This window comes from Ruegeria sp. BF6, assembly GCF_056538665.1.
In genome coordinates this window covers 369,519-395,314 of record NZ_JBQFTN010000002.1, presented here as the reverse complement: position 1 = coordinate 395,314, position 25,796 = coordinate 369,519, and the positions used below count along the sequence as shown (strand labels likewise).

The window sequence follows — 25,796 nt, the reverse complement described above, 5'->3', positions numbered from 1 at the left end:
TTAGTATGATAGTTCGATCCCATGAGCAAACTACAAGACATCAACGCGCAGCTTTTGCGCGATATTGCGTCGGATGAAGGCTCGCTGGCGCAGCGGGTTTATCAGGCGATCAAACAAGCCATTTTGTCACTGGACTTTCCGCCCGGTGCAACGCTCAGAAAAGCGCCAATCTGCGAGCGGCTGGACGTTTCGCGCGCGCCCGTGGCCGAGGCGATTGCCCGGTTGGCCGCCGAGGGGCTGGTGGATGTCGTGCCGCAGTCGGGAACGCGGGTATCGTTTTTCTCGATGCCGGAAATCCGCGAAGGTATGTTCCTGCGCGAGGCTTTGGAACTGGCAACTGTTGCCAAGGTGGCACGCGACTTGACCGAGGAGCAGCGCAAGCAGCTCAGCCGGAACATGCGCCTGCAGGAGCTGTTGATCGAGGATGAGGATATTCCCGGTTTCTATCAGGCTGACGAAGAATTCCATGCGTTGCTGATGCAGTTCACCGGTTTCAAACGTCTGAGCGACGTGGCGCAGACCGTATCGCTGCAAGTCAGCCGCGCCCGGATGCTGTTGCTACCGACGCCGGGACGCATTGCGGAAACTCTGGAAGAGCATCGCGCCATTCACGCCGCCATTATGGACTGTAATGAGCAAGCCGCGCAGGCGGCCATGCGGCACCACCTGGGACAGCTCATGCCGCGTATCGAGGTTCTGATTCAGGAACAACCGCATCTTTTCAACATCACCACCCATGCAGCACGGGAAGCAGGATGACCGTTTCGCAAACCGAACTCTTGAACCATCGCACCAAAAGACCAGTACCTCTGACTCGTATGGGGTTCGGTGGCGCGCCTCTGGGCAATCTCTATCGCAAAGTCTCGGACGAGGACGCGCAGGCCGCATTACAGGCTGCCTATGATGCGGGCATCCGGTTTTTCGACACCGCGCCGCAGTATGGGCTCGGCCGGTCCGAGCACCGGTTTGGTGAGGCGATCGCCCGATTTGGGCGCGAAACCATCCAGCTTTCGACCAAGATCGGGCGTCTGCTGCTGGATTGCGAGCCGCACGAGGTGACACCCGAATCCTTTGTAGACGTGCCGCAGAAACGCATCGTGTTCGATTACACCTATGACGGTGTGATGCGGTCCTATGAAGCGAGCCGGGACCGGCTCGGCATCACCAATGCTGATATCCTGCTGGTGCATGACGTCTGCGTTTTCAGCCAAGGCAGTCAGGAGATGTCGGATGCCAAGGTGCGCGAACTGTTCGATGGTGGCGGCTACAACGCACTGACCGAGCTGCGGGATGCAGGTGAGGTCGCCGCGATTGGTGCCGGAGTGAACGAATGGCAGGTCTGCAAGAAACTGTTGGGGTTAGGTGATTTCGACGGCTTTTTGTTGGCCGGGCGGTATACGTTGCTGGAGCAGGAGGCGTTGGACAGTTTCCTGCCGCTCTGTGAAGAACGTGATGTGGGCATCATTCTGGGTGGACCGTACAACTCAGGCATCTTAGCCACCGGAGCGATACCGGGGGCCAAGTATAACTACGCTGATGCGCCAGAGGAGATCTTGAATCGCGTGCGCAAGATCGAAGCGGTCTGCGCCGCGCATGACACGCCGCTCATTGCGGCCGCGCTGCAGTTCGTTCTGGGTCACCCTTGCGTCAAAACCGTAGTCCCCGGCGCGGTCAGCGCTGCCGAAGTGCAGGCCAATGTCGCCTTGCTGAACCGCAGGATTCCGTCAAGTTTCTGGTCTGATCTGCAGTCCGAGGGACTGATCTGCCCCGACGCACCCCTGCCCGCCGAGGCTGCCAATGCTGCATAACATCGACCCAATCCTCTCGCCCGATCTTCTGCACACCCTGCGAGCCATGGGGCACGGGGATGAGATCGTGATCGCGGATGCGAATTTTCCGGGCTCAAGCATTGGCCCGATTTGCATCCGCGCCGACGGGTCCTCGGCAAGCGAAATACTGCGGGCTGTACTGTCCGTCATGCCGTTGGATACATTCGTGCCTGATCCGGCGCTGACCATGCAGGTGGTCGGTGACCCGGACGCCGTGCCCGAAGCCGTGGCCGATTTTCAGACCGTCATTGATGCGACGGCAGATAACCCCGCCCGCATTCAGGGGCTGGACCGGTTTGCCTTCTATGACCGTGCCGCCAACGCCTTTGCCATCGTTCAGACGGGTGAGCAAAGGCTGTACGGCAACATTATCCTCAAAAAGGGCGTCATTGGATGAAGATCGACGCACATCAGCATTTCTGGTCGTTGGCGCGCGGTGATTACGGCTGGCTGACGCTAGAACTTGCTGCGATATACCGCGATTTCTCACCGGGCGATCTTGCCCCCCTCATCAAGGCGGCAGGTATTGAAGGCACGGTTCTGGTGCAAGCCGCACCAACGGTGGCCGAGACGGAGTATATGTTGTCTCTGGCTGATCGGACTCCGTTCATCAAAGGCGTGGTCGGATGGGTCGATTTCGAAGCCGCTGATGCGCCGACACAGATTGAAAAGTTGTCGGCGAACCCGATCCTGGTTGGGTTGCGGCCAATGATTCAGGACATCCCGGACCCAAATTGGATGATGGGAGAGGTTTTGATCCCGGCATTTGAGGCAGTGCAGCGTCACGACCTCACCTTTGATGCCCTGACGTTGCCGCAGCATCTCGGCCCTTTGCGCCAGCTGTTGGAGCGCCATCCGCAGATGCGTGCGGTCCTTGATCACGGGTCTAAACCCCTGATCAAGGAGGGGGCGATTTCCGGGTGGGCTGAAGACATGGCTGCCCTTGCCCGCGATACCGACGCCTGGTGCAAGCTGTCCGGGCTGGTCACCGAAGCCGCGCCAGGTTGGACAGTCGATGACCTGCGTCCCTATGTCGATCATCTGCTGGACACGTTCGGCCCGTCCCGCATGATCTGGGGCAGTGATTGGCCGGTCTGCACATTGGCCAGCAGCTACCAGCGCTGGCTCGACACTACTGACGAGTTGCTGAGCGCACTGAACGAAACCGAACGCAGAGCGGTGCTGGGAGGCAATGCCGCTCGAGCCTACAACCTCAGGGACTGAAATGAAATTTCCGAAATTGGATACCAGCGGTTTGTGGTTGGGGCGTGTGGAGCGCGCGGGTATTGGCCCCTCCGTTGTAACCCTGCGCGACGGACATGTGTTTGATATCACCTCCAAAGAGGCACCGACGGTGCGCGACGTCCTGGAACGGGAGGACGCCGCCGACTATACGCGCTCGGCACCGGGTGAAACGTTGGGTCCGCAGCGTGGAGACCATCATTGGCTGGCCCCCTGCGATCTGCAGGTGATTAAGGCCTGCGGTGTCACCTTCGCGGGTTCTATGGTCGAGCGTGTGATCGAAGAGCAAGCCGCGGGTGACCCGGCCAAGGCTGAGGCAATCCGCACCCGTATCGGTGCCCGCATCGGTGACAGCCTGACCAACATTGTGCCGGGGTCCGACGCGGCGGCGCAGGTCAAAGAGGCACTGATCACTGAGGGTCTGTGGAGCCAATATCTTGAGGTTGGGATTGGTCCGGATGCCGAGGTGTTCTCCAAGGCGCAGGCGCTGTCTTCGGTGGGGTTTGGCGCGGATGTTGGCCTGCACCCCATTTCAGTCTGGAACAACCCAGAACCCGAGGTCGTTCTTGCCGTCAACTCACAAGGTAAGATCAAGGGTGCGACGCTGGGCAATGACGTCAACCTGCGCGATGTCGAAGGGCGCTCGGCCCTGTTGTTGAGCAAGGCCAAGGACAACAACGCCTCTTGTGCGATCGGGCCGATGATCCGATTGTTCGATGACAGTTTCACGCTGGATGACGTTCGCACCGCAGAGCTGATGCTGACCGTGGCTGGTCCTGATGGGTTTGCGATGCAAGGCCATTCCTCGATGGCGCAAATCAGCCGCGATCCGGTCGATCTGGTGGCCCAGACCATCGGGCGGCATCACCAGTATCCCGACGGATTGATGCTGTTTCTTGGAACCCTCTTTGCGCCGACTCAGGATCGCGATACTCCGGGGGGAGGGTTCACTCATAAACTGGGTGATATCGTCACGATTTCAAGCGATAAGCTAGGTGCGCTGACCAACACGGTGCGCTTGTCGACCGAATGCCCGGAATGGAAATTCGGGGCGTCCCACCTGATGCGAAACCTCGCCCGGCGCGGGCTGATTTAAGGAAAATTAGAACATGTTGACCGGAAAACACCTGATCGCCGGCGAATGGGTCGGGACCGAGGCCACTTTTTCATCAGACCCCGCACACGGGCGAAGCCACGACTTTTCCGTAGGGACGCCAGCGCATGTGGATGCCGCCGTTCAGGCCGCAGAAGAGGCTTTTGCCATCTTCGGATGGTCCATGCGGGCTGAACGGGCCGCGCTGTTGCAGAAAATCGCGGACGAGATTGACGCACGCGGCGATGCAATCACCGAGATCGGGTGTCAGGAAACCGGCCTGCCCGAGGCGCGACTGCAAGGCGAAAGGGGCCGGACTGTTGGCCAGCTTCGGCTGTTTGCGGACCACATCGAAGTCGGAGAGTATCTGGACCATCGTCACGATCCCGCCCTGCCGGATCGCGCACCCCTGCCCCGCCCTGACTTGCGGATGATCCAGCGCCCGCTGGGCCCGGTTGCAGTGTTCGGGGCGTCGAACTTCCCGCTGGCGTTCTCGGTCGCGGGTGGGGACACGGCGGCGGCATTGGCTGCGGGATGTCCGGTTGTCGTCAAAGGCCATCCAGCGCATCCCGGAACGGGTGAGATCGTGGCGCAGGCGATTGATACCGCAATCAAGGCGTCCGGCAATCCCGCTGGTACGTTCTCGCTGATCCAAAGCGACGGGATCGGGGTCGGAACGGCCTTGGCCCAGCACCCGTTGATCAGGGCGGTGGGATTCACCGGGTCGTTGCGTGCCGGTCGCGCGCTGTTCGACATCTGCGCGCAGCGTCCCGAACCCATCCCGTTCTTTGGCGAGCTGGGCTCGGTCAACCCGATGTTCGTTCTGCCCAATGCCGCCGCGGCCCGTGGTGCCGAGATTGGCACCGGTTGGGCGGGTTCCCTGACAATGGGCGCAGGCCAGTTCTGCACCAACCCCGGTATCGCCATCGTGGTTGACGGGCCGGATGCAGATGCCCTGCAGGCAGCAGCACAGTCCGCTTTGGTCGACACGGCAGAACAGACAATGCTAACCAGCGGTATCGCCGACGCGTACCGCAAGGGCGTGGCGCAATTCACCGAGGGGGCCGGGGTTGCGCAGATCGTCAGCAAAGACAGCGCCCCCCGCAGCGCTGCCCCGAACCTGTTTGTCGTTTCCGGCGACAATTGGCTGGCCGATGACAGCCTGCATGAAGAAGTGTTTGGCCCCACCGGCATCATCGTGCGCGCCCGGGACATTGAACAGATGACCGACATCGCCCGTGCTGTCGAAGGGCAACTGACCTGCACCCTGCACATGGACGCCGACGATGCGGACACCGCGCGTAAACTGGTGCCTGTGCTTGAACGCAAAGCAGGCCGGTTGCTGGCCAACGGTTTCCCCACCGGGGTCGAGGTTTGTGACAGCATGGTGCATGGCGGCCCCTACCCCGCTTCGACCAATTTCGGCGCAACCTCGGTCGGCACCTTGTCGATCCGACGTTTTCTGCGGCCGGTTTGCTATCAGAACCTGCCGACCGACCTTTTGCCTGATCAAGTGTGAGAGACGAGATGACTTCCCGTTCCAACCGTCTGTCCGGCAAAACAGCCCTGATCACCGCTGCAGGTCAGGGTATCGGGCGCGCCTCGGCTGAGCTTTTTGCGGCGCAGGGCGCGCAGGTCATTGCCTGTGATATCAATGACGCTTCGCTGGCCGAACTGGCTGCAATCACCGGCATCCAGATCCTGAAACTGGACGTCACCGACGCGAAAGCAGTTCAGGCCGCCACGGCGGAGTTGCCGCCTTTGGACGTGTTGTTCAACTGCGCAGGCTATGTTGCGGGCGGATCCATTCTGGAGTGCGAGGAAAAGGACTGGGACTTCAGCTTCGATCTGAACGTCAAGGCCATGTACCGGCTCATTCGTCTGACCCTGCCTGCGATGCTGGAAAATGGTGGTGGATCGATCATCAACATGTCTTCGGTCGCGTCGTCTCTGAAAGGCGTGCCGAACCGGTTTGCTTATTGTGCCTCTAAGGCGGCCGTTATCGGTCTGACTAAGTCGGTTGCTGTGGATTTTGTCACGCAGGGCATCCGCTGCAACGCGATCTGTCCCGGTACGGTCGACAGCCCCAGCCTGCATGACCGACTGCGATCCACCGGGGATTACGAACAAGCCATGACGGACTTCATCGCGCGCCAACCGATGGGGCGGATCGGAACAGCTGATGAGGTGGCGGAGCTTGCGCTGTATCTTGCAAGCGACGCCAGCAACTACACCACAGGGCAGCCCTTTGCCATCGACGGCGGCTGGACCATCTGAGTTGAAAAGGAACAGGAAATGAAACTTTTACGCTATGGGCCGGTTGGCGCGGAAAAGCCCGGTGTGCTGGATGCGAATGGCAAAATTCGCGATCTGTCCGGCGTCATTGATGATGTCGCGGGCGATGTGCTGAGCGAAGAGGGTCTGGCGCGCCTGCGCGGGCTCGAACTGGCCGGGCTGCCCGTTGTCGAGGGCAACCCGCGCATCGGTGCCTGTGTTGGACAGGTCGGCAAGTTCATCTGTATCGGTCTGAACTATGCCGATCATGCCGTCGAAAGCGGAATGGAACTGCCCGCCGAACCGGTGATCTTTTTCAAAGCGACCTCTGCCATCGTCGGTCCTAACGATACCGTGGAAATCCCGCGTGGCTCGGTCAAAACAGATTGGGAAGTCGAGCTGGGCGTCGTCATCGGCAAAGAGGCGAAATACGTTTCCGAGGCCGAAGCGCTGGACCACGTGGCTGGCTATTGCGTGGTCAATGACCTGTCAGAGCGTGACTTTCAGCTGCATCGCTCGGGTCAGTGGGTTAAAGGCAAATCGGCGGACACATTCGGCCCGATCGGGCCTTGGTTGGTGACACGGGATGAGGTCGCCGATCCGCAGAACCTGCCGATGTATCTTGAGGTGAACGGCCACCGCTATCAGGACGGATCCACCAACACGATGCATTTCGGTGTGGCGACTGTTGTCTCGCACCTGTCGCAATTCATGTCGCTGCAACCGGGTGATGTGATCTCGACAGGAACGCCCCCGGGCGTGGGCATGGGGCAAAACCCGCAGACCTATCTGAAGCCGGGCGACATGCTAGAGCTTGGTATCGAAGGGCTGGGCATTCAGCGTCAGGACGTCGTGCAGGGCTGACCCATACATAAAAGGCCCTGGCCAGATAGACCGGACCCCTATTTGTTTCTACTGACGGGCGATCAGCCTGGCCATGGCAGGGAGTATGTTTTGACGTTTGTGAAGAATTTCATCGCTTCGATGACGCCTTCCTTGACGCCGTTGCCGCTGTCCTTGATGCCGCCAAAGGGGGACATTTCGATCCGGTACCCCGGTTGTTCCCAGATATTGCAGGTGCCGACGTCGAGCCCGTTGATGTAGGCAATCGCCCGGTTCAGATCATTGGTACATACACCCGAGGACAGGCCAAACTCGGTCGAGTTCGAGATTGCCATCACCTCTGCGTCATCGTCCGGCACGCGCACGATGGGGACGATGGGGCCAAAGGTCTCTTCCATCACCAATTCGCTGTCATGGGGAACCTTGTCGACCACGATGGGCGGCAGCAGCGCGCCCTGACGACCCGGGTGATAGAGGATTTCCGCGCCTTCTTCCTCGGCCATGTAGACGCGTTTCTCGAACAGCTCTGCCGCCTTGTCGTGGATCACACAGCCCAGTTCGCCCAGATAACGATCAAACATCGCGTAGAAATCCAACGCGCCTTGCTGTTCGGGCGCGAATTTGTGCTGAATATAGTCGGTGGTCGACAAATACATCACATCGGGCTTGAACTCTTTCAACAGCTTGACGCCCGCAGCAAAGACAAACTCAGACAATTCAGCCGAATAGACCTCGGGCACGCACATGCCTGCCCAGGTAAATCGCGATGGCGGTAACTTCGGGCTCAGGTTGGACCCGCACGTTGGTGGTGATAGGGGTGTGCAAAACCATGTTGTGGTTTTTGGTTAAGGCGCTGCCTCGCGTCAGAGTTGGGTTCGGTCAGGCCACTTTCGGGCGTGAGGAATGCATCGCCTTCTTCGCAGCGGGAATGGTGTATTTCGTTCCGGCATAACTTCGGCCTCGCTCTGCGGCGAAGACTTCATCGATTATGACCGCGCGCTGACCCACGGAAGCGGCGTATTCTGCGAACCAGGTGGCAATGTCGAGCCTGGTCAGGAGTTCGTTCAACGTATCAGCCCCGGCCGCAAGATTGGGTCCGAAAGTCTCGTGCAATGCGTCTTGACGAAAATCGCCGAGGTCATCCATGGACCGCAAAATTACGGACAGGGCGATCGAGCACGCGAAGCCGTGCTGCACACCCACCCCAGCGTGATGAGAAAGGACAGGTTTTGCGCGATAGCGTTCTTGTTGCTGGAGTAGGCCAGACCAGAGCTCAGCGACGTTCGGGCTATCCGGGTGCGCTGCTGCAGGTTGCTTGGATCGCGCAGCAACGCGTGCAGCGTGTCCAACCCGTTGACCAATATCAGCCCCTGAGATTGTTCACCATAGGTGCGGGATCGATCACTGCCGTTTCCGGGTAGAGATCGGGTCGGGCCAGCGAGAGCTTTTTGTTGGTCTCTGGCTGCCAGGCCGTGCCCCGCAGGTGAACTCACTTCCGGTACCGGCAGTTGTGGGAATGGCGATGATCGGGGTCGTGGCCAGCCTCGGCCCCCGTATTGGTTTCCAGATATCAGGCGGCTTTGCTGAAATCTCCTGCGGTACTTCGTTGAAGTTCCCGGTGTCGAACAGGGTTTAGACCGGTTCGGAATATGTCCGCATCAGGCGCCTCAAGCCAATATAGAGGATTCGCTGCATTGGGCGCGATCTCCTGAGAATACCTCCATCTGTCGAATAGATTGTTATGATCTCAGTCAATGAGCGAGACTAAACTTGTCTGTGCCGATTTTCGTGATTTACCTTCCTGAAACGAGTTTGGAGAAAGGATGTGACACGGGAAAAAAACCCTGTTGATCATGCTGCCGGATGCGGTGCGTCACTTGACAGCAATCGTCGCGTGTAAGGGACTTGGAAATCCACCACTCATTTTGTATTTTGGATACAAGTTTCCTGCACCCGAGACCGACCGAATGCCCAGATCCCGCGCGATTCCCCGACAAAGCCTGCCCGAAGTCATCACCAACGATCTGCGCGAGCGGATTTTGAGCGGTGAAATGGCCGAGGGCGAGACCATCCGGCAAGAAGCTCTTGCCGAGGACTACGACGTCTCGCGTATGCCGATTCGCGAGGCGCTGAAGCGGCTGGATGCCGAAGGTCTTGTACAATTGACCAACAATCGCGGAGCATCGGTCACCAAGCATTCGCTATCGGAAATCGGAGAGATCTTCGACCTGCGCGTGCTGCTGGAAGTGGACCTGTTCCAACGTGCCATCCCGCAGATGACCGAGACCGATTTCATCGAATGCGACCGTATTCTGGACGAGATGGAAAAGTCCTACGACGCCTATGATGTGGGCCGGTGGGGCAGTCTCAACAACGATTACCACATGGCGCTTTATGCAGCTGCGGGGCGGGGTTTGAGCAATGAAATTCTGCAGCGGGTCAATGTGCAATCCGACCGTTATGTCCGGATGCACCTGAGCGTCATGGAGCAGCGTGAACCGGCCAAGAAAGACCATCGGGAACTGTTGTCACTGGCGCGCGACGGCCGGGTTGAGGACGCCTGTGCCCTGCTGACCCGGCATATTGGGCGCACCAAAGACCAGTTGCTGGAAATGGTCATTGCCACGCGAAAAGGCGAATAAGTCCGATCAACCCAAAGGATGCAGACAGGCCACCTGATGGGCCTCACCGCTTAGTTCGGGTGGAGCCGCGCGGCACTCCTCGGTTGCCAGCCAGCACCGTTGCGCAAAGGCACAGCCCTGGGGGACGTTCATCGGTGAAGGCAGTTCTCCTTCCAGCTTGATCCGCTCTTTCCGCGCTTCGGGATCGGCGCGCGGGGTCGTGGAAAGCAACGCCTTGGAATAAGGGTGCCGGGGGGCTGCGAACAGCTGTTCCTTGGGCGCCTTTTCAACGGCCCGGCCCAGATACATGACGATCACGTCATCTGCGAAATGCTTAACCACCGACAGATCATGTGAGATGAACAGATAGGCGAGGTTCAGGCGTTCCTGCAACTCGACCAGCAGGTTCAGAATTTGCGATTGGATCGAGACATCCAGCGCCGAGACGGGCTCGTCCAGAACCAGTACCTTGGGGTTCAACATCAGAGCCCGCGCGATAGCAATCCTCTGTCGCTGTCCGCCCGAGAACATGTGCGGATAGCGGTCGTAATGCTCAGGGCGCAAGCCGACAAGGTCAATCATTTCACGTGCGCGTGCCTCGCGGTCGGTGGCGGACATGTCAGGGCGGTTGATGATCAGCGGTTCCTGCAGAATCTGGCCGATCCGCTGGCGTGGATTGAGCGAGCCATAAGGGTCCTGAAATACAATCTGCACCGTATCGCGCATCTGCGCCCATTTCGATGGGGTGATGTCGACGCCATCGATAGTCAGGCTGCCCGAGGTCGGCTCCTCGATCATCGTCACAACGCGCGCGAGTGTGGATTTTCCGCAACCGGATTCACCGACGATGGCCAGCGTTTTGCCGGGTTGCAGGTCGAAATCCACGCCGGACAGGGCCTTGACTGTTGCCGGTTTCGACAGCAACCCGCCCTTGACGATGTAATGCCGGGCCAAGGCGCTGGCTTGAACGATAGGTGCGGTCATGCCACTTCTCCGGCAGTTATCTTCTCGACATAGTGGCAACGGGCTTTGCCAAACTCCGCGCTGTGCGGCGTTGGCGGCAAAGACCGGCAGAGGTCGTCCGCATACTGGCATCTGGGGCTGAACAGGCACCCTTTGGGCCGGTCGAACTGACCGGGCACCACGCCGGGAATGGTGGGCAGCATTTTCGATGTCGCCCGTTCTGGCAATGCGCTGAGCAGTGCAGACGTATAAGGGTGGCGCGGGGTGCGGAACAGGTCTTGGACCGGCTGTTCTTCGACCTTCTGGCCCGCATATTGCACCTGCACCCGTTCGGCTGTTTCGGCGACGACGCCCATATCGTGGGTGATCAACACCAGACCCATGCCCTGCTCATCCCTCAGCCGAACCAGAAGGTCCAGTATCTGCGCCTGAATGGTCACGTCCAGCGCCGTTGTCGGCTCATCCGCGATCAGCAGCTTGGGTTTACACGCAATCGCCATGGCGATCATCACCCGCTGATTCATCCCGCCCGACATCTGGTGCGGGAAGGTGTTCAGACGACTTTCCGGGGCCGGGATGCCGACCTGATCGAACAGCTCGATGGCGCGCTGATGGCGGTCCTTGCGGTTCAGTCCCAGATGGATGCGCAGGGCTTCCTTGATCTGGAAACCGACCGTGAAACAGGGGTTCAGCGACGACATCGGTTCCTGAAAGATCATGGCGATGTCTTTGCCGATGATCTTGCGGCGGTCACGGGCGGAGATTTTGGTCAGGTCGATGCCCTCGAAGCTCAGCTGATCGGCGGTAATCGTTGCTGTCCAGGGCAACAGGCCCATCAGCGCCAACATAGACACGGACTTGCCCGAGCCGCTTTCGCCAACGATGGCCATCAACTCGCCCTTGTCGACGGACAGGTTGACGCCGTCCACGGCGCGGAACTTGCCCGAAGCGGTGGCAAATTCGACGGTGAGGTTCCGGATATCCAACAGGCTCATGTCGTCAGCTCCGCTTCAGTTTCGGGTCCAGCGCGTCGCGCAGACCGTCGCCCATCAGATTGATGGCGAGCACTGTGATCAGGATGGCGAGGCCGGGGAAGGTGACCACCCACCAGGCGCGCAGAATGAATTCACGCGCTTCGGCCAGCATGGTGCCCCATTCCGGTGTGGGCGGCTGCGCGCCCATGCCCAGAAAGCCAAGGGCGGCGGCGTCCAGAATGGCGGTTGAGAAGGACAAGGCCGCCTGTACGATGATTGGAGCCAGACAGTTGGGCAATACCGTCTTGAACATCAGCCGGGCCTTGCTTGCGCCTGCCACGCGGGCCGAGGTGACATAGTCTTTTTGCCGTTCCGACAGTACCGAAGCACGGGTCAGTCGCACGTAATGGGGCTGAAACACGATGGCGATGGCGATCATCGCATTGGTCAGCGACGGGCCGAGGATGGCCACCAGTACCAGCGCCAGCAGCAGTGACGGGAAGGACAGGATGATATCCATTACCCGCATGATCATTGTATCGACCCATTTCGGAGCGAAGCCGGACAGCAGCCCGATGATCACACCGCCTGTCACGGCCACACAGACCACAACGATGCCGACAAAGAAGGAATACCGCGAACCCATGATCAGGCGCGACAGCATATCCCGGCCGAGCGGATCGGTGCCTAGCGGGAAGGCCCAGCTGCCGCCCTCCTGCCACGCTGGGGGCTGCAGGATGTGATTGCGGAACTGCTCGGTCGGGTCATAGGGCGCCAACAGGGGTGCGAAGGCGGCACAGAAGACAAAGGCCAGGAAGACCCACAGCCCGAACACCGCACCGCGGTTTTCGCTGAAGTAATACCAGAACTCACGCAGGGCGCTGGGGCGGATTTCGGTTTTTGGCGCGTTTGCGGACAGTTCAGCCATCACCGCCTCCGGATTTTTGGGTTGATGATGCCATAGAGGACATCGACCAGCAGGTTCACCAGCATTACGATCACGGCGATCATCAGCAGGCCGCCCTGCACCACCGGGTAGTCACGGCGGAAAATGCTGTCGACCATCCACTTTCCGATGCCGGGCCAGCTAAAGATCGTCTCGGTCAGGATCGCGCCCGCCAGCAGGGTGCCGACGGACAGGCCAATCACCGTGATCACCGGGATCAGAGCGTTGCGCAGCGCATGCAATCCGTTGATCCGTGAAGGCGAAAGACCTTTGGCGCGGGCGGTGCGAATGTAGTCCTCGCCCAGCACCTCCAACATGGCCGAGCGTGTCTGACGGGCGATCACCGCAAGTGGGATGGTGCCCAGAACGATGGTCGGCAGGATCAGGTGTCGAACGGCCGATCCGAACGCCCCTGACTGACCTGACAAGAGGCTGTCGATCAGCATGAAACCAGTGACGCTTGGGAAGTAGTACAGCAGGTCGATCCTACCCGAGACAGGCGTCCAGCCCAGATTGCCTGAAAACACGATGATCAGAAGCAGCGCCCACCAGAAAATCGGCATCGAATATCCGACCAGCGCTGAGGACATCAGCGCCCGATCGAAGAATTTGCCCCGGTTCACGGCGGCGATCACGCCCGCTGGCAGACCCAGAGCCACCGCAAAGATCATTGCACAGATCGACAATTCCAATGTTGCGGGGAACAGGGCAAAGAACTCATCCCAGACCGGTTTCTTGGTCACAAAGCTTTCGCCCAGATCGCCGTGCATCACGCCGACCAGATAATCCCAGTATTGCTGCAGGACCGGCTTGTCGAAGCCCAGCTTCTCGACCATTTCCTGATAGCGTTCCTCGGTCATGCCGCGTTCGCCGGCCATGACGATGATGGGATCGCCCGGCAGGACCCGGATGAACATGAAGGAAATCAGCGTTACGCCCAGAAATGTCGGAACGAACATGCCAAGGCGTGTGAGTAAGTAGCCAAACATCAGCGACCTATGATTGTGAGATCTTTGGGAAAGCTGGTCAGAGACCGGCAGCCATCCTCGGTAACAAGCACGTCATCTTCTATGCGAATGCCGAAATTGTCCAGTTCATAAAGCCCCGGCTCATTGGTCCAGACCATCCCGGGCAAAATTTTCTGGTCATTTCCGCGCATGATATACGGCGCCTCGTGCACGTCGCGACCCAACCCGTGACCCGTCTTAGTGCGAATGCGGTCAGCATAGGGCGAGGCTTCAAGAACGCTGATCACTGCGTCGTCGATATCGTGGGCGGTGACGCCGGGGCGGCAGGCTTCGAATCCCGCAAGGTTGGCTCGCAGAACGGTGTCGTAGACGTCCCTGCCCTCGTCCGAGACCTCTTCGACAAAAAAGGTGCGGGTGATATCGGCGGCAAATCCATGTTTGCGGGCGCCAAAGTCAAACAGCAATGCGTCACCCGGCTTGATCTGGTAATCCGCGCGCGCCTTGCCGTGGGGCCGCGCTGAATTGTCCCCGGCCGCAACAATCGGCGCAAAGGCCAGCGAGGCCGCGCCTTCGGCAAACAGGGCCTGAACAAGGGCCTGCTCGATTTGAATTTCGGTCTGACCGACGCGCACATCCGCGATTACACGGGCCAATGCACGTTCCGAGATATCAATCGCCGCCTGCATTGCCGCAACGTCGTCTTCGGTCTTGCAGATCCGCAGACCCGAAATCTCACGCTCGGCATCGACAATCTGCAGGTCCGGCAGAGCGTTGGTGAACGCCTTGGAGACAAAGACCCGCATCACCTGTCCTTCAACGGCCAGTGATGTCAGCGGCATTTGCTTGGCCAGCGCAGCAAACGCATCGTCATAGCCGGTCTGGTCGTACCAGTCGAAAACAGCGCCTTCGAATCCGACGAGTTCCCAAGAGCCCAGCTCAAGATTGGGCACAACCGCGGCCGGAGCGCCTTCGGCCGGGATTACGACCACAAAAGGTCGCTCGTGGCTCATGAAGGGTTTTCCCAAAGCGCGGGTAAAATTCGGACCGGGCACAAGCGCCACGGCATCTACTGACATGTCCTTTGCCAGTTGTCGGTACTCGGACAAATCCGGCATTGGCGCCGACCTCCAGAATAAAAGAAACCGGAGCCGCCGATTGGGCGGCTCCGGTCAGTGAGTGTGATTTACTCGACGCTTACGCCATAGAAGATGTGGCCGCCCAGCGGGTGCACCTTGTAGCCTTGCACTTCGTTGCGCATCGGCATGAAGACAACCGAGTGTGCGATAGTCGCCCAAGGCGCCTGCTCCTTGAAGATCGCCTGGGCGTCCTCATAAAGCTTGGTACGCTCGGCCTGATCGGTAGTCTGCTTGGCCTGCAGGATCAGATCTTCAAACGGCTGGTGGCACCATTGTGCACGGTTCGACGCTTCGCGGCCGTCACAGCCCAGCAACACGGCCAGAAAGTTGTCTGGATCGCCGTTGTCACCGGTCCAGCCCAGCAGAACAGCGCCATCGCGGTTTAACTCTTTCGAGCGCGACAGGTACTCACCCCATTCATAGGAGACGATTTCAACGTCCACGCCGACTTTGGCGAAATCCGCCTGGATCAGTTCGGCCATGCGGCGGGCGTTCGGGTTATACGGACGTTGCACCGGCATCGCCCAGACCTTCATCGACAGATCGGAAACGCCTTCGGCCTCCAGCATCGCCTTGGCCGCTTCCGGATCATAGGCGTCGTCGGTGATCGCATCGTTATAGCCCCACATGGTCGGCGGGATCGGGTTTTTGGCAACCTGGCCCGAACCCTGGAACACGACGTCGATGATAGCGTTCTTGTCGATCGCCATGTTGAGCGCCTTGCGGACGTTCGGATTGTCGAACGGCTCCATCGTGGTGTTGTAAGCCAGGTATCCGACGTTCAGGCCCTCTTGCTCCATCATGTTGATGTCAGCGTCATCCTTCATCGCCTGAATGTCAGCGGGGTTCGGATAGGGCATGATATGGCATTCGCCGGCCTTCAGCTTTTGATAGCGCACCGAAGCGTCCGGAGTGATCGCAAAGATCAGGTTTTCAACTGCCGCCGGGTCTTTCCAGTAGTCAGCGTTCTGCGCATAGCGGATCACCGCGTCTTTCTGATAGGCCACGAACGAGAACGGACCGGTGCCGATCGGCGCGGTGTTCAGCTTTTCAGGCGTGCCCGCTTCCATCATCGCATCCGCGTATTCCGCAGACAGGATTGAGGCGAAGTCCATCGCCATGTTGGCGACAAAAGGTGCCTCGGGCTTGGTCAGTGTGAATTTCACGGTGTAGTCGTCGACCTTCTCGATGGACTCGACCAGTTCCGGCATGCCCATGCCCTTGAAATATTCCCATGTACCGCCCGAGACCTGATTGTAGGGGTGGCCCTCGTCTTTCTGACGCATGAACGAGAAGATCACGTCATCGGCGTTGAAGTCACGGGTCGGGGCAAATTCATCGTTCGAATGGAACTTGACGCCTTGACGCAGCTTGAAGGTGTATTCCAGACCGTCATCGCTGGCCTCGACGCTTTCGGCCAGACCGGGGATCACGTTGGTCGTGCCGGTTTCGAACTCGAGCAAGCGGTTGTAGATTGGGTGCGACGAGGCATCAAAGGTCGTACCAGCGGTAAACAGCGCCGGGTCGAAGCCTTCGGGCGAGCCTTCCGAGCAATAGACCAGCGTATTCGCTTGTGCCGCGGCAGCCGACAGGGCGATCGCAGCAGTTGCGGCCATTAATTTCAGTTTCATGTGGGTCTCCCAGAAATAGTTTTTTTCAGACATTCGCGTTGCTCTTTGTGGCCAGAGCATTCTTGGACGACTCTGTTCGCCGCGAAATCTCTGCCCAATGTATCCAAAATACAAAATCCATTGTCAACTGACTTGCACGCGTAGCCGCGGCCAGTTGGCAAACCTGTAGGATACACCAACACGTTCGACCTTTTGGATCGGACGGGCAAGAGGATTTTATAATGGTATGGCCGCACTCTATTGCCGGAAAAAGGAGCGTATGAGAGTCAGGTTTTGAGGTGCCAGTGTCCGTCTACCTTGGCGCTCGTACGACTTTTGGTGTGAGATCAGCCCGAAAAGGTTGGCGTGACACCGACCGGTGGTTTCTCATTGATAAAGTCGCCGATGCGGTCCAGTAGTGGTCGGCGCGGACAGCCGGGGCGTGTCACCGCCCCGAGGTTGCGCAGGTTGCCGGGCGCGTCAAACGGCACAAAGCACAGGGGCCACCCGTCGCGCCTGAATTGTTCGGCCGCTAGCGCAGAGACAATAGTGCAATCGTTCGAGTGGCAAATATGCCGACAGATCGTTTCGAACCGCAAGGCGCTCAGGTCGAACCGTTTGCTGACCCGGTGCGCGGGGTCCGATTTAGGCAGGCGGTTTTCCAGTTCATAGCCGAAGCTGTGCGGCAATCGGATAAAATCATGGGCAGGCACATCCTCGGGCGCGATGGACGGCAAATGGCACAGCGGGTGTCCTTCGCGGACGGCCAGAAACAGGGGCTCGGTCCAGATAGAGGTGAAATCAAGCGCTGCCTCGGTGTTAACCTTGGCTACCAGCGCCACATCAAGCGTGTGATCTTCGACCATTCGCAGCATGTTTTGCGGCAGGTCTTCAACCATCGTGACCCGCATATTGGGAAACAGTGTGCTGAACAGCTCCGAGAAATACTGCGTTAGATATGGGGCCAGCGTCGGGGTCATACCCACTTTGAACGGAACGGCCTCGGGGTCACGGAACTGGGTCGCGGTATCCCGGATGTTTTGAGCGTCTTTCAGGATGCGTTCGGCGATTGCGATCACACGGGTGCCGCAGGCGGTCGGACGCACCTCGTGGTTGAGGCGCAGAAACAGGTCGGTTCCCAATTCCTTTTCAAGCTTTTTGACCTGATTGGACAATGCGGGTTGCGATACATTGCAGGCCACGGCTGCCTGGCTGAACTGGCCGTGTCTGGCGATGGCTAGGACATATTCCAAGTCTCTGAAGTTCATGACCGCAAACCAATTGCGTGCTTTCCAACCGCACGGGGGACGCTCTTTAGATACCTCAACACAGGCTTCGATGCAGGAAAACGGCATCACAATCACTGACAAAACCGTCACCCTGCGCCACTGAATAGTGCCGACTGAGTCCCGAGATACGTCTAACTTATTGAAATTACTTGTCACGCAACCGCCGCGCATCACGGCAGGCGTGACTATTTGCTTTGGTTATATGCCCAATTCGCAGGATGAATTATAGCTGACCAACGGTGGCGACTACCCCTTTGCTACGTGGAACGCCCAGACCAGCGGGCGGGCCGCAAAATGCAAACCCATGATGGAGTCCCCCATGTTATCCCAATTCATTGAAGGCTTACGCGCCCGTCTCTTGACCACGTCTACCCTGGCGCAAGAGACATCCCGCGATGGCCAATCCCTGATCAACAACTTCTTTCAAAGCACCGTGGTCGATGACACTCCGGCTTTTGTTCTGGCAAACGACTTCTCGCGCCTGCTGAACATTGGTGAAATCGTCACCAATAACGCGGTCGCGGCTGTTTTGGCGCAAGGTCAGGATGTCGATGTCTTCAACTTCCGCTCGGGCCGGATTGAGGCCAACAACGGACCCGATGCGCTGGCTACCGGAGTACAGGTCACCGGCAGCGCCTCGGTCCGCAACTTCGGTGAGATTGCGGGTGACTTCAACGGTGTGCAGTTCGCAGGTGCAGGCAGTTCGGGCAATCTCGATAACTTCCGCGGTGGCGTGATCAGTTCGGATAGCCGCGCGGTCGACATTCAGGGCCAAGGCATTGATGTGCGAAACTTTGGTGAAATCATCGGCACCGGCGATCAGCGCAACGGCACGATCTATACCAACAGCACCGCCGAAGATGTTTCGATCTCGAACTTCACGGGCGGCACCATTGATGCGGGTGAGGACAACCAGGGCGCCGGTATTTCGCTGCAGGTCGGCGATGAGGTCGGTGACCGCGTTGAAACCGATGTGTTCAACGGTTTTGGAGCAACCATTCAGGGCCGCGGTCAGGCTGCGTCGAACACCGGGCTGGCCGGTGATGGCATCCGCATCGACGATGGCGCTGAAGGCACGATTCTGGAAACCGAGATCGTCAACAGCGGCTTGATTTCAACCGAAAGCAATCAGGGCACCGCCGCCGGTATCCGCATCGCGGATGGTGCAAACACCGAAGGCGAAATCCTGAACACTTCGACCGGTGTGATCGAAGGTCCGCGCAACGGTCTGTATATCGGCAACGGCGAACATGATCTGCACGTCCTGAACTTTGGTACTATCCAGTCGGGCAGCCGAGCGGTGAATATCGATGGCTCGGGTGTTGATCTGGTCAATGGCGGTGACATTCTGGGCATCGGTGATCAGCGCAACGGGACTGTCTATGCAGACGACACGGCGCGCAACTACTCGATCAACAACATTTCGACAGGCACGATCGATGCAGGCGAGCACAATAATGGTGCTGGTATCTCTCTGTCGCTGGCCGAAGGCGGTAATGGCGAGATCGAGATCACCAACGATGGCACCATCGCCGGGCGCGGAAACGCGGGCGCCGGTCTGGGCACGGCCGGAGACGGTCTCCGGTTGGAAGGAGCGCGTCAGGAAGGTGGCGGCTTTGGCCCGGCCCTGTTCACGGGAACCGTTACCAACACCGGCACCGTGTCCTCCGAAGGCGCGAATAACACCGTTGGTGCGTTCCGAGCTGTAAACGGCGTCGATTTTCAGGGCCAGTTGGTCAACGAGAAAACCGGCCTGTTCGCAGGTGTTCAGAACGGTGTGTATTTCGGCACCGGTGATCACGCAGGCGGGTCCTTCGTCAATCGCGGCACTGTGACCTCGGACAGCCGCGCGCTGAATATAGACGGTGACGGGCTTGAGGTTGTGAACGAAGGCGACATCCTCGGCACAGGTAATCAGCGCAATGGCACCGTCTATGCCGATGGCACCGCTGACAATTACAGCTTCACCAACACCGGCCTCGTCGATGCTGGCGAAGGCAACAATGGTTCGGCCGTCTCGCTGCAAACTGGCGACACCTTGGGTGATGTGGTTTCGGCAGTTGTCGTCAACGAAGGTACGCTGCAAGGGCGCGGCGACGCGGTCGAGGGCAATCAGGTCGGAGACGGTCTGCGCCTGTTCACCAATCAGGATGATGCCTCGTTTGCGGGTGTGGTCGTCAACGAAGGATTGATCGCGGGTTCCGAAGACTCGGACGCCGCCGCAGGTATTCGCGTGGATGGCGGTTTGAACCTTCTGGGCGCAATCCTGAACGAAGGTGAGATCCGCGGTACGGTCAACGCGATCGACGCATCGGACGCCGGCGAAGTGACCATCGTCAATGACGACGAAGGCGTGATCAACGGCAACGTTCTGTTGGGCGGCGGCGATGACATCTTTGTCGACCTGGGCGTCACAAATGGCGATATTGCCGGTGGCGCGGGGGATGACGTGCTGATCTCAGGCGATGCCGACAATGTTCTGACCGGTGGTTTGGGCAATGACTTCATCGACGGGGGCGACGGTATCGACACAGCCGATTTCTCGGATCTGGATGTTGCGGTCGAGGTCTCTCTGGATGCCAACGGCAACGGCACCGCGACCCGTGACACTGGTTTTACCGTTACGGTCATCGATGCAGTTGTCGATGACCCCGACCAGTTCGGCTCGAACATCCCGGACCCGTCGTGGTTTGTTGAGGAAGCCATCCTGGGCAACTTGTATTACAACATCCACACCGCGGACTTTCCCGGTGGGGAAATCCGCGGACAGTTGCTGGTTGACAACGTTGTGACCGAGAACGGCATCCGGACAGTCACACTCAGCGGTGGTCTGGACGCGGCGCAAGAGCCGGGCCCGCTGTCGGACAGCGAAGCCACGGGTCAGGCTACAGTCGTCATCACTCAGAACCTGAACACGGGTCTTGTCACCTATTCCAGCGAACTGAGCGTTGTTGGTCTGAACGAAGCCGACCTGAATACGCCGATCCCGGGTGTTGTCTCGGCCATTCACCTGCACAATGCACCTGCCGGTCAAAATGGCGCGGTGGTGCAGGACACGCTGGTGGACGCAGGCGCCACACTGAATACCCAAGCCACAGGAGGCACCGGTGTCGTCGGCCAGGACGTCATCGACAATCAGATTGAAGTCGACGTTCTGCGCTCGATCGAGCGGGTTGTCGGTTCGGATGACAGCGACACGATCGATGTGTCCGGGTTTGACGGCGTGACAATTGACCTGGACCTGAGCGGTCCTGCGCCGAACCCGACCGGCAATGGCGATGAAAGCCCGCAGGACGGTGCCGTTATCGTCAACGGCCAGATTGTCGCCGAAGTCGACAACTTCGAAAACGTTGTCGGTTCCAGCGGGGATGACCTGATCCTGGGCAATAACGAGTTCAACGTGCTCGACGGCGGTGCTGGGAATGACGCCATCCACTCGTTTGGTGGGGCTGACGTCATTATCGGTGGCGAAGGCATCGACACAGCGCTGTTCACCGCAGGGCCAGGCGTTGTTCTGGACCTTGATGAAGAGGGCAACGGTGTCGCCACGGTAAACGCACCGGAAGGGGCCACGTTGGATCAGGTGTTTGGGTTCGAAAACATCAACGGTTCGAACAACGCGGGCAGCCCGAATGGCGGCAACGACATCCTGTCGGGTAACTCAGGGACCAACACGCTGAACGGTCAGGCCGGTGACGACGTGCTGAACGGTGAAGGTGGCGACGATATCCTGATCGGTGGCGCGGGACAGGACACGTTCGTCTTCGCGGGCATCTTCGGCGACGACGTTGTTCAGGACTTCGAGATTGGCATCGACCAGCTGCAATTCGGTGATTTCGGTCCTGACTTCGGCGGCAATGTCAATGTCGCTCAGGATGGCGAAGATGCGCTGATCACCTTTGGTGATGCGGGTTCGGTTCGTCTGGCCGGTGTCAACAGCGCTGACCTGAACGAAGACGACTTCGTCGCATAAGTGATCCCCTGCGGGGCGGCCTTTGGTCGCCCCGCCTGTCAATCCGGAAAGGGCCCAAGACATGTTCCAGAACGCCAATCCTGTCAAATCCGCCTGGGGGTCGCTGCGCAAAGGCTTTGTTGCGGTCGCTGTCTTCAGCCTGTTTCTGAACCTTCTGATGCTGGCCGGACCGCTGTACATGCTTCAGGTCTACGACCGCGTACTAACCAGCCAGAACCCCGATACCCTGATTGCCCTGTCGATGCTGCTGGCCGGAGTTTTCGTCGTGATTGCCTGCCTTGACCTGATGCGAATGCGCATCCTTGGCCGTCTGGCCGCCCGGTTCGAGATGAGCGTGGGCGCGCCTGTCCTCGGAGCCGCCATGCGCCGCCGGGTACAGGGTGAAAGCGAGACCGGTGAAAACCTGGTCGAAGACGTAAACGGCTTTCGCGAGTTCATCGCGGGCAACACACTGACCGCGTTCTTCGATGCGCCGTGGATACCGATTTACCTGTTGGTACTGTTTGTTCTGCATCCGCTTCTGGGTCTTCTGGGTCTGGGCGGGGCTGTCACCCTGACCATTATGGCACTGATAAACAACGCTCGCGCCCGTGCTCCGATGCAACAGGCGTCGCAGGCGCGCGGGCGTTCTGACGCGTTGTTTAAAACCAGCGACAACAATGCCGAGCTGGTTCACGCCCTGGGAATGAAAAAAGATCTGGTACGCCGCTGGACGGCGCTGCAGGCGGATGCGCATCAACACAAGACCCGCACCGCAGATCGAATCGCAAGCTTTTCGGTGATGTCCAAAACCATCCGCATGAGTCTGCAATCCGCGGCTCTGGGCCTTGGTGCCGCGCTGGCGATCACCGGAGAGTCCACGGCCGGTATAATGATCGCTGCAACCATTGTTCTGGCCCGCGCGTTGGCGCCAATTGATCAGTTGATCGGCCAGTGGCGCACATTTTTGGCCGCGCGCGGCTCGTACAGCAAGATCAATCAACTGACCGATGATTTTGCCGAGTTACCGCCCAACCTGCACCTGCCGCGCGCGTTCAAATCTCTGGACGTCCGTATTGCGCAGGCGGCCCCTCCGCGCGCACTGAATGCCACCATTCGTGGAATTGATTTCAATCTGGAAGCCGGCGATGTTCTGGCCGTGATCGGCCAAAGCGGGTCGGGCAAGACCACTTTGGGCAAGATGCTGGCCGGTATTTGGCATCCGCAACGGGGTGAGGTTCTTCTGGATGGCAGCCCGATGTCGAAATGGAACGCCGAGGATCTGGGCAAGCAATTCGGGTATCTGCCTCAGGACGTAGACCTGTTCGACGGTACCATTCGCGAAAACATCGGTCGGTTCTCGACCACCATTGACGATGCCGAGGTTCTGCGCGCGGCCCGAGAAGCCGGAGTGCATGAACTGATCAGTAGGCTGCCGGACGGGTACGAAACCCGGATTGGTCAGGGGTTCTTTTTGTCCGGTGGTCAGCGTCAGAGGCTGGCTCTGGCTCGCGCGCTGTATGGCGATCCGTTTGTTCTGGTTCTGGACGAACCGAATTCGGATCTGGATGCGGAGGGCGAGCAGGCCCTGCGCGATGCGTTGCTGGCTGTACAGGACCGGGGCGCGATTGCGATCGTCATGACCCATCGCCCGGCCACGTTGCAGGCGGCCAATAAGGTGCTGGTTCTGCGCAACGGTGGCCAGGCCCAGTTTGGCGACAAGCAGGACGTGTTGAAGGTGAACAGCCGCAATGTGCTGCAGAAACCCCCACGCCCGTCAAGCGAAACTCAGATCTCTGGAGCGGCCCTATGACAGACCTGATCAAATACGCATCTTCCGGCAATGCCGTTGGTTTCCACGAAACTCAGTTGAAAGAAATCACCGATACGTCATCCAGTATCGCGCGGTATGTACTGTTCGGGCTGTTCACACTGGCGGTATTCGTCGGTGGCAGTGTCTACTGGGCCTTCGCCTCGAATTTGGATGGGGCCGTGGTCGCACCCGCCGCTTTCGTGGTTGAGGGCGACCGCAAGACAGTCGAGCATCTGGATGGCGGCATTATCCAATCGATCCTGGTGGCGGACGGGCAGTTCGTCGAGGCAGGGCAACATCTGGTGCAGCTGGATAGTACTGAGATCAATGTTGAACTTAGCGTACAGGGTAGCCAGCTTGGCGAGTTATCTGTCCGCCGCGCGCGTCTGCTGGCGCAGATGAGTGGGCAGGCCCAGTTCGACGAAGTCACCGCGCTGGCCGGGTTCCGCACAGGGATGGACCGCTTGCAATGGGTGTCTCCCTACCTAACCCAGAAACAGCTGTTTGACGCCGAGGCGCGCGCCAGACGCACCGAGAAACAGATCAACGCGCAGCGCATCACCGGGCTGCGCAATCAGATCACCGGCCTGGATGAGCAACGAAAGGCGACGCGAAACCAGATGGAGATCACGCGGACCGAGCTGACCAACCTGCAATCGTTGCTGGCCAAGGGGTTGGTGGCGGTCACGCGGGTCAGTGCGCGGCAGGTCGAACTGGAACGGCTTGGCGGGTTAGATGCCTCGTTGCGCACCCAGATCGCGCAGGCCGAGGATCAGGTGCAGGAGTTGGAGCTGTCGCTGCTTAGCCAGCAAAAACTGCGTGACGAGGTCATCGCCGGGGAATTGGCCGTGGTTGAGGCGCAATTGGATCTGATCCGTCCTCAATTTGCGGGAACTCTGGCTCGGTTGAAGCGGATGCAGGTTCTGGCGCCTGCCAGCGGCCGAGTCGTGAACCTTGGCGTTTCGACAGTAGGCGGAGTAATCCGCCCGGGTGAGCCGATCATGGATATAGTTCCCGCCGATCAGGTCCTGATCGTCGAGGCAAGGGTCAAGACTGGTGACATCGATAAGCTGCGGATTGGTCAGACCGCGCGCATCCGCCTGTCGGCCTTTGCGCAGGCGGACGTGCCTGAAGCCAGCGGTCGGATTTTCGATATCTCGGCCGATGCACTGGAAGATGAACGTACGGGCGAGCCTTACTACAAAGCACGGGTCAAGCTGGATGCCGAGCAACCGCAGGACGTTGCCGCACTGGAACTGGTGCCCGGTATGCCTGCTGATCTGTTCGTTAATACCGGTGAACGTGCGGTAATCAGCTATCTGTCGCAACCGATCAGTGACCGGTTGGCCAGAACGTTTATCGAATGAGTTGGACCGTCTTTGCTTAGAAAATAGGCACAGGCATTCGGTTTGATGGAAAAATTGTCGGTACGGATTTACATCGCGTATCGGCAGACTTCTACTTCGAGGGCGATGAACGATGCAGCTGCCCTGCCCCTTCTGGTGTTTTCCGATCTGGACGGCACGCTATTGGACCACCACGACTACGGCTGGGAAGCCGCCAGACCGGGGCTTGCCCGCCTGAGGAAACTGGGCGCAGAGCTGGTTCTGGCCAGCAGCAAGACGGCTGCGGAAATCGGGCCTTTGCAGCAGGATATGGGCCTGACCCATATGCCCGCCATTGTCGAAAACGGGGCCGGGATACTTTGGCCCGGTGGAACCGACGAGGACACCGATTGCTATCTGCACCTTCGGTCCACGCTGAGGTCTCTGCCGTCGGGATTTGTCGGCTTTGGTGATCTGACCGAAAAACAAGTGGCACGGAATACTGGTCTTGGCCTTGCGCAAGCTGTCCTAGCCAAGCGGCGCAGGTTCAGTGAACCGGGGCTGTGGACCGGCTCAGAGGTTGATTTGAGAGAGTTCCTGTCGGCGGCCGCACGCGCCGGATTGCATGCCCGACAAGGAGGGCGGTTTCTGACCCTTTCTTTCGGCAAAACCAAAGCGGATGCGATGGCCGAAATTGTCATGCGGTTGCAGCCCCGGCGGACCATGGCACTGGGCGATGCACCCAACGACAGAGAGATGATCCGCGCAGCGGATCAGGGTGTGGTGATTGCCAATCCGGACGGCCTCTCGGTTCCCCTCTTCCCACCTGAAATTGAGGCGCGAATTCTCAGAACAACTCAAAGCGGGCCGCGCGGCTGGTCCAATGCGATACTGACGCTGACGGCAGGGCTCTGACCC

Annotated in this window: 21 protein-coding genes and 1 pseudogene; 14 read left to right on the top strand and 8 right to left on the bottom strand. The window is 59.2% G+C overall.

Going from position 1 to position 25,796, the window contains the following annotated elements; translation table 11 throughout:
• Window positions 1-21 precede the first annotated feature (21 nt).
• The 8 genes from ACR0IM_RS09965 to ACR0IM_RS09930 are packed head-to-tail and all read left to right on the top strand — an operon-like array spanning window position 22 to window position 7,302.
• Window positions 22-759 carry a GntR family transcriptional regulator gene (locus tag ACR0IM_RS09965; RefSeq protein WP_480641548.1) on the top strand — a complete coding sequence of 246 codons (738 nt, stop codon included), beginning with the start codon at window positions 22-24 and terminating at the stop codon, window positions 757-759.
• Entirely contained in the window at window positions 756-1,808 is a 1,053-nt protein-coding gene (locus tag ACR0IM_RS09960; protein ID WP_480681756.1) for an aldo/keto reductase, read from the top strand. The genes ACR0IM_RS09965 and ACR0IM_RS09960 overlap by 4 nt, the downstream gene beginning before the upstream one ends.
• Complete coding sequence (locus ACR0IM_RS09955; RefSeq protein WP_480641550.1) at window positions 1,798-2,226, top strand: RbsD/FucU family protein; 429 nt, start codon at window positions 1,798-1,800, stop codon at window positions 2,224-2,226. The genes ACR0IM_RS09960 and ACR0IM_RS09955 overlap by 11 nt, the downstream gene beginning before the upstream one ends.
• Window positions 2,223-3,053 (top strand): amidohydrolase family protein, encoded by an 831-nt coding sequence (locus ACR0IM_RS09950; protein WP_480594904.1) that lies wholly within the window; start codon window positions 2,223-2,225, stop codon window positions 3,051-3,053. Before ACR0IM_RS09955 ends, ACR0IM_RS09950 begins: the two co-directional genes overlap by 4 nt.
• A 1-nt stretch (window position 3,054) precedes the next feature.
• Entirely contained in the window at window positions 3,055-4,167 is a 1,113-nt protein-coding gene (locus tag ACR0IM_RS09945; RefSeq protein WP_480594907.1) for a fumarylacetoacetate hydrolase family protein, read from the top strand.
• A 13-nt stretch (window positions 4,168-4,180) separates the two neighbouring features.
• Complete coding sequence (locus ACR0IM_RS09940) at window positions 4,181-5,683, top strand: aldehyde dehydrogenase (NADP(+)) (protein WP_480681754.1); 1,503 nt, start codon at window positions 4,181-4,183, stop codon at window positions 5,681-5,683.
• Between the two features lie 8 nt (window positions 5,684-5,691).
• Window positions 5,692-6,441, top strand: a complete 750-nt coding sequence (locus ACR0IM_RS09935) for an SDR family oxidoreductase (RefSeq protein WP_480681752.1) — start codon at window positions 5,692-5,694, stop codon at window positions 6,439-6,441.
• Window positions 6,442-6,459: 18 nt separating this feature from the next.
• Window positions 6,460-7,302 (top strand): fumarylacetoacetate hydrolase family protein, encoded by an 843-nt coding sequence (locus tag ACR0IM_RS09930; RefSeq protein ID WP_480641555.1) that lies wholly within the window; start codon window positions 6,460-6,462, stop codon window positions 7,300-7,302.
• Between the two features lie 62 nt (window positions 7,303-7,364).
• On the opposite strand, the pseudogene ACR0IM_RS09925 reads toward ACR0IM_RS09930, so the two are convergent.
• Window positions 7,365-7,841: pseudogene (locus ACR0IM_RS09925) on the bottom strand (aldehyde dehydrogenase family protein); the annotation flags it as partial.
• A 343-nt stretch (window positions 7,842-8,184) separates the two neighbouring features.
• Between ACR0IM_RS09925 and ACR0IM_RS09920 the strand changes: the two are divergent.
• Both ACR0IM_RS09920 and ACR0IM_RS09915 read left to right on the top strand, forming a co-directional pair.
• Complete coding sequence (locus tag ACR0IM_RS09920) at window positions 8,185-8,541, top strand: hypothetical protein (RefSeq protein ID WP_480591093.1); 357 nt, start codon at window positions 8,185-8,187, stop codon at window positions 8,539-8,541.
• A 707-nt stretch (window positions 8,542-9,248) separates the two neighbouring features.
• On the top strand, window positions 9,249-9,923 hold the full coding sequence (locus ACR0IM_RS09915; RefSeq protein WP_480591095.1) for a GntR family transcriptional regulator: 675 nt from the start codon (window positions 9,249-9,251) through the stop codon (window positions 9,921-9,923).
• Window positions 9,924-9,929: 6 nt separating this feature from the next.
• Here ACR0IM_RS09915 and ACR0IM_RS09910 read toward each other — a convergent pair whose 3' ends face one another.
• The 7 genes from ACR0IM_RS09910 to ACR0IM_RS09880 all read right to left on the bottom strand — a co-directional run bounded on the left by ACR0IM_RS09910 (window position 9,930) and on the right by ACR0IM_RS09880 (window position 17,767).
• Window positions 9,930-10,886, bottom strand: coding sequence for an ABC transporter ATP-binding protein (locus ACR0IM_RS09910; RefSeq protein ID WP_480641557.1), 957 nt, complete (start codon window positions 10,884-10,886; stop codon window positions 9,930-9,932).
• Complete coding sequence (locus ACR0IM_RS09905; RefSeq protein ID WP_480681750.1) at window positions 10,883-11,860, bottom strand: ABC transporter ATP-binding protein; 978 nt, start codon at window positions 11,858-11,860, stop codon at window positions 10,883-10,885. The genes ACR0IM_RS09910 and ACR0IM_RS09905 overlap by 4 nt, the downstream gene beginning before the upstream one ends.
• A gap of 4 nt (window positions 11,861-11,864) precedes the next feature.
• Window positions 11,865-12,767, bottom strand: coding sequence for an ABC transporter permease subunit (locus ACR0IM_RS09900; protein WP_480681748.1), 903 nt, complete (start codon window positions 12,765-12,767; stop codon window positions 11,865-11,867).
• Window positions 12,767-13,774 (bottom strand): ABC transporter permease subunit, encoded by a 1,008-nt coding sequence (locus ACR0IM_RS09895; protein WP_480591101.1) that lies wholly within the window; start codon window positions 13,772-13,774, stop codon window positions 12,767-12,769. The genes ACR0IM_RS09900 and ACR0IM_RS09895 overlap by 1 nt, the downstream gene beginning before the upstream one ends.
• The gene (locus tag ACR0IM_RS09890) at window positions 13,774-14,868 is read right to left on the bottom strand and encodes a M24 family metallopeptidase (protein WP_480681746.1); all 1,095 of its coding nucleotides are present in this window, start codon (window positions 14,866-14,868) and stop codon (window positions 13,774-13,776) included. The genes ACR0IM_RS09895 and ACR0IM_RS09890 overlap by 1 nt, the downstream gene beginning before the upstream one ends.
• A 68-nt stretch (window positions 14,869-14,936) precedes the next feature.
• A complete protein-coding gene (locus ACR0IM_RS09885) occupies window positions 14,937-16,520 on the bottom strand; it encodes an ABC transporter substrate-binding protein (protein WP_480591105.1) in 1,584 nt (527 codons plus the stop codon).
• Window positions 16,521-16,846: 326 nt separating this feature from the next.
• Window positions 16,847-17,767: a LysR family transcriptional regulator gene (locus ACR0IM_RS09880; protein ID WP_480681744.1), complete on the bottom strand. Its 921-nt coding sequence runs from the start codon at window positions 17,765-17,767 to the stop codon at window positions 16,847-16,849.
• A 340-nt stretch (window positions 17,768-18,107) separates the two neighbouring features.
• On the opposite strand from ACR0IM_RS09880, the gene ACR0IM_RS09875 reads away from it, so the two are divergent.
• From ACR0IM_RS09875 to ACR0IM_RS09860, 4 genes are all read left to right on the top strand, one after another.
• Window positions 18,108-21,761 carry a beta strand repeat-containing protein gene (locus ACR0IM_RS09875; protein WP_480681742.1) on the top strand — a complete coding sequence of 1,218 codons (3,654 nt, stop codon included), beginning with the start codon at window positions 18,108-18,110 and terminating at the stop codon, window positions 21,759-21,761.
• A 61-nt stretch (window positions 21,762-21,822) separates the two neighbouring features.
• Entirely contained in the window at window positions 21,823-23,553 is a 1,731-nt protein-coding gene (locus tag ACR0IM_RS09870; protein WP_480681740.1) for a type I secretion system permease/ATPase, read from the top strand.
• Entirely contained in the window at window positions 23,550-24,920 is a 1,371-nt protein-coding gene (locus tag ACR0IM_RS09865; RefSeq protein ID WP_480681738.1) for an HlyD family type I secretion periplasmic adaptor subunit, read from the top strand. The genes ACR0IM_RS09870 and ACR0IM_RS09865 overlap by 4 nt, the downstream gene beginning before the upstream one ends.
• 105 nt (window positions 24,921-25,025) lie before the next feature.
• The gene (locus ACR0IM_RS09860) at window positions 25,026-25,793 is read left to right on the top strand and encodes an HAD-IIB family hydrolase (RefSeq protein ID WP_480681736.1); all 768 of its coding nucleotides are present in this window, start codon (window positions 25,026-25,028) and stop codon (window positions 25,791-25,793) included.
• Window positions 25,794-25,796: the final 3 nt, after the last annotated feature.

Bases quoted from the DNA above. Each gene is read 5' to 3' on its own strand.
- ACR0IM_RS09965 (WP_480641548.1), top strand. From the start codon at position 22: ATGAGCAAACTACAAGACATCAACGCGCAGCTTTTGCGCGATATTGCG.
- ACR0IM_RS09960 (WP_480681756.1), top strand. From the start codon at position 756: ATGACCGTTTCGCAAACCGAACTCTTGAACCATCGCACCAAAAGACCA.
- ACR0IM_RS09955 (WP_480641550.1), top strand. From the start codon at position 1,798: ATGCTGCATAACATCGACCCAATCCTCTCGCCCGATCTTCTGCACACC.
- ACR0IM_RS09950 (WP_480594904.1), top strand. From the start codon at position 2,223: ATGAAGATCGACGCACATCAGCATTTCTGGTCGTTGGCGCGCGGTGAT.
- ACR0IM_RS09945 (WP_480594907.1), top strand. From the start codon at position 3,055: ATGAAATTTCCGAAATTGGATACCAGCGGTTTGTGGTTGGGGCGTGTG.
- ACR0IM_RS09940 (WP_480681754.1), top strand. From the start codon at position 4,181: ATGTTGACCGGAAAACACCTGATCGCCGGCGAATGGGTCGGGACCGAG.
- ACR0IM_RS09935 (WP_480681752.1), top strand. From the start codon at position 5,692: ATGACTTCCCGTTCCAACCGTCTGTCCGGCAAAACAGCCCTGATCACC.
- ACR0IM_RS09930 (WP_480641555.1), top strand. From the start codon at position 6,460: ATGAAACTTTTACGCTATGGGCCGGTTGGCGCGGAAAAGCCCGGTGTG.
- ACR0IM_RS09920 (WP_480591093.1), top strand. From the start codon at position 8,185: ATGCATCGCCTTCTTCGCAGCGGGAATGGTGTATTTCGTTCCGGCATA.
- ACR0IM_RS09915 (WP_480591095.1), top strand. From the start codon at position 9,249: ATGCCCAGATCCCGCGCGATTCCCCGACAAAGCCTGCCCGAAGTCATC.
- ACR0IM_RS09910 (WP_480641557.1), bottom strand. From the start codon at position 10,886: ATGACCGCACCTATCGTTCAAGCCAGCGCCTTGGCCCGGCATTACATC.
- ACR0IM_RS09905 (WP_480681750.1), bottom strand. From the start codon at position 11,860: ATGAGCCTGTTGGATATCCGGAACCTCACCGTCGAATTTGCCACCGCT.
- ACR0IM_RS09900 (WP_480681748.1), bottom strand. From the start codon at position 12,767: ATGGCTGAACTGTCCGCAAACGCGCCAAAAACCGAAATCCGCCCCAGC.
- ACR0IM_RS09895 (WP_480591101.1), bottom strand. From the start codon at position 13,774: ATGTTTGGCTACTTACTCACACGCCTTGGCATGTTCGTTCCGACATTT.
- ACR0IM_RS09890 (WP_480681746.1), bottom strand. From the start codon at position 14,868: ATGCCGGATTTGTCCGAGTACCGACAACTGGCAAAGGACATGTCAGTA.
- ACR0IM_RS09885 (WP_480591105.1), bottom strand. From the start codon at position 16,520: ATGAAACTGAAATTAATGGCCGCAACTGCTGCGATCGCCCTGTCGGCT.
- ACR0IM_RS09880 (WP_480681744.1), bottom strand. From the start codon at position 17,767: ATGAACTTCAGAGACTTGGAATATGTCCTAGCCATCGCCAGACACGGC.
- ACR0IM_RS09875 (WP_480681742.1), top strand. From the start codon at position 18,108: ATGTTATCCCAATTCATTGAAGGCTTACGCGCCCGTCTCTTGACCACG.
- ACR0IM_RS09870 (WP_480681740.1), top strand. From the start codon at position 21,823: ATGTTCCAGAACGCCAATCCTGTCAAATCCGCCTGGGGGTCGCTGCGC.
- ACR0IM_RS09865 (WP_480681738.1), top strand. From the start codon at position 23,550: ATGACAGACCTGATCAAATACGCATCTTCCGGCAATGCCGTTGGTTTC.
- ACR0IM_RS09860 (WP_480681736.1), top strand. From the start codon at position 25,026: ATGAACGATGCAGCTGCCCTGCCCCTTCTGGTGTTTTCCGATCTGGAC.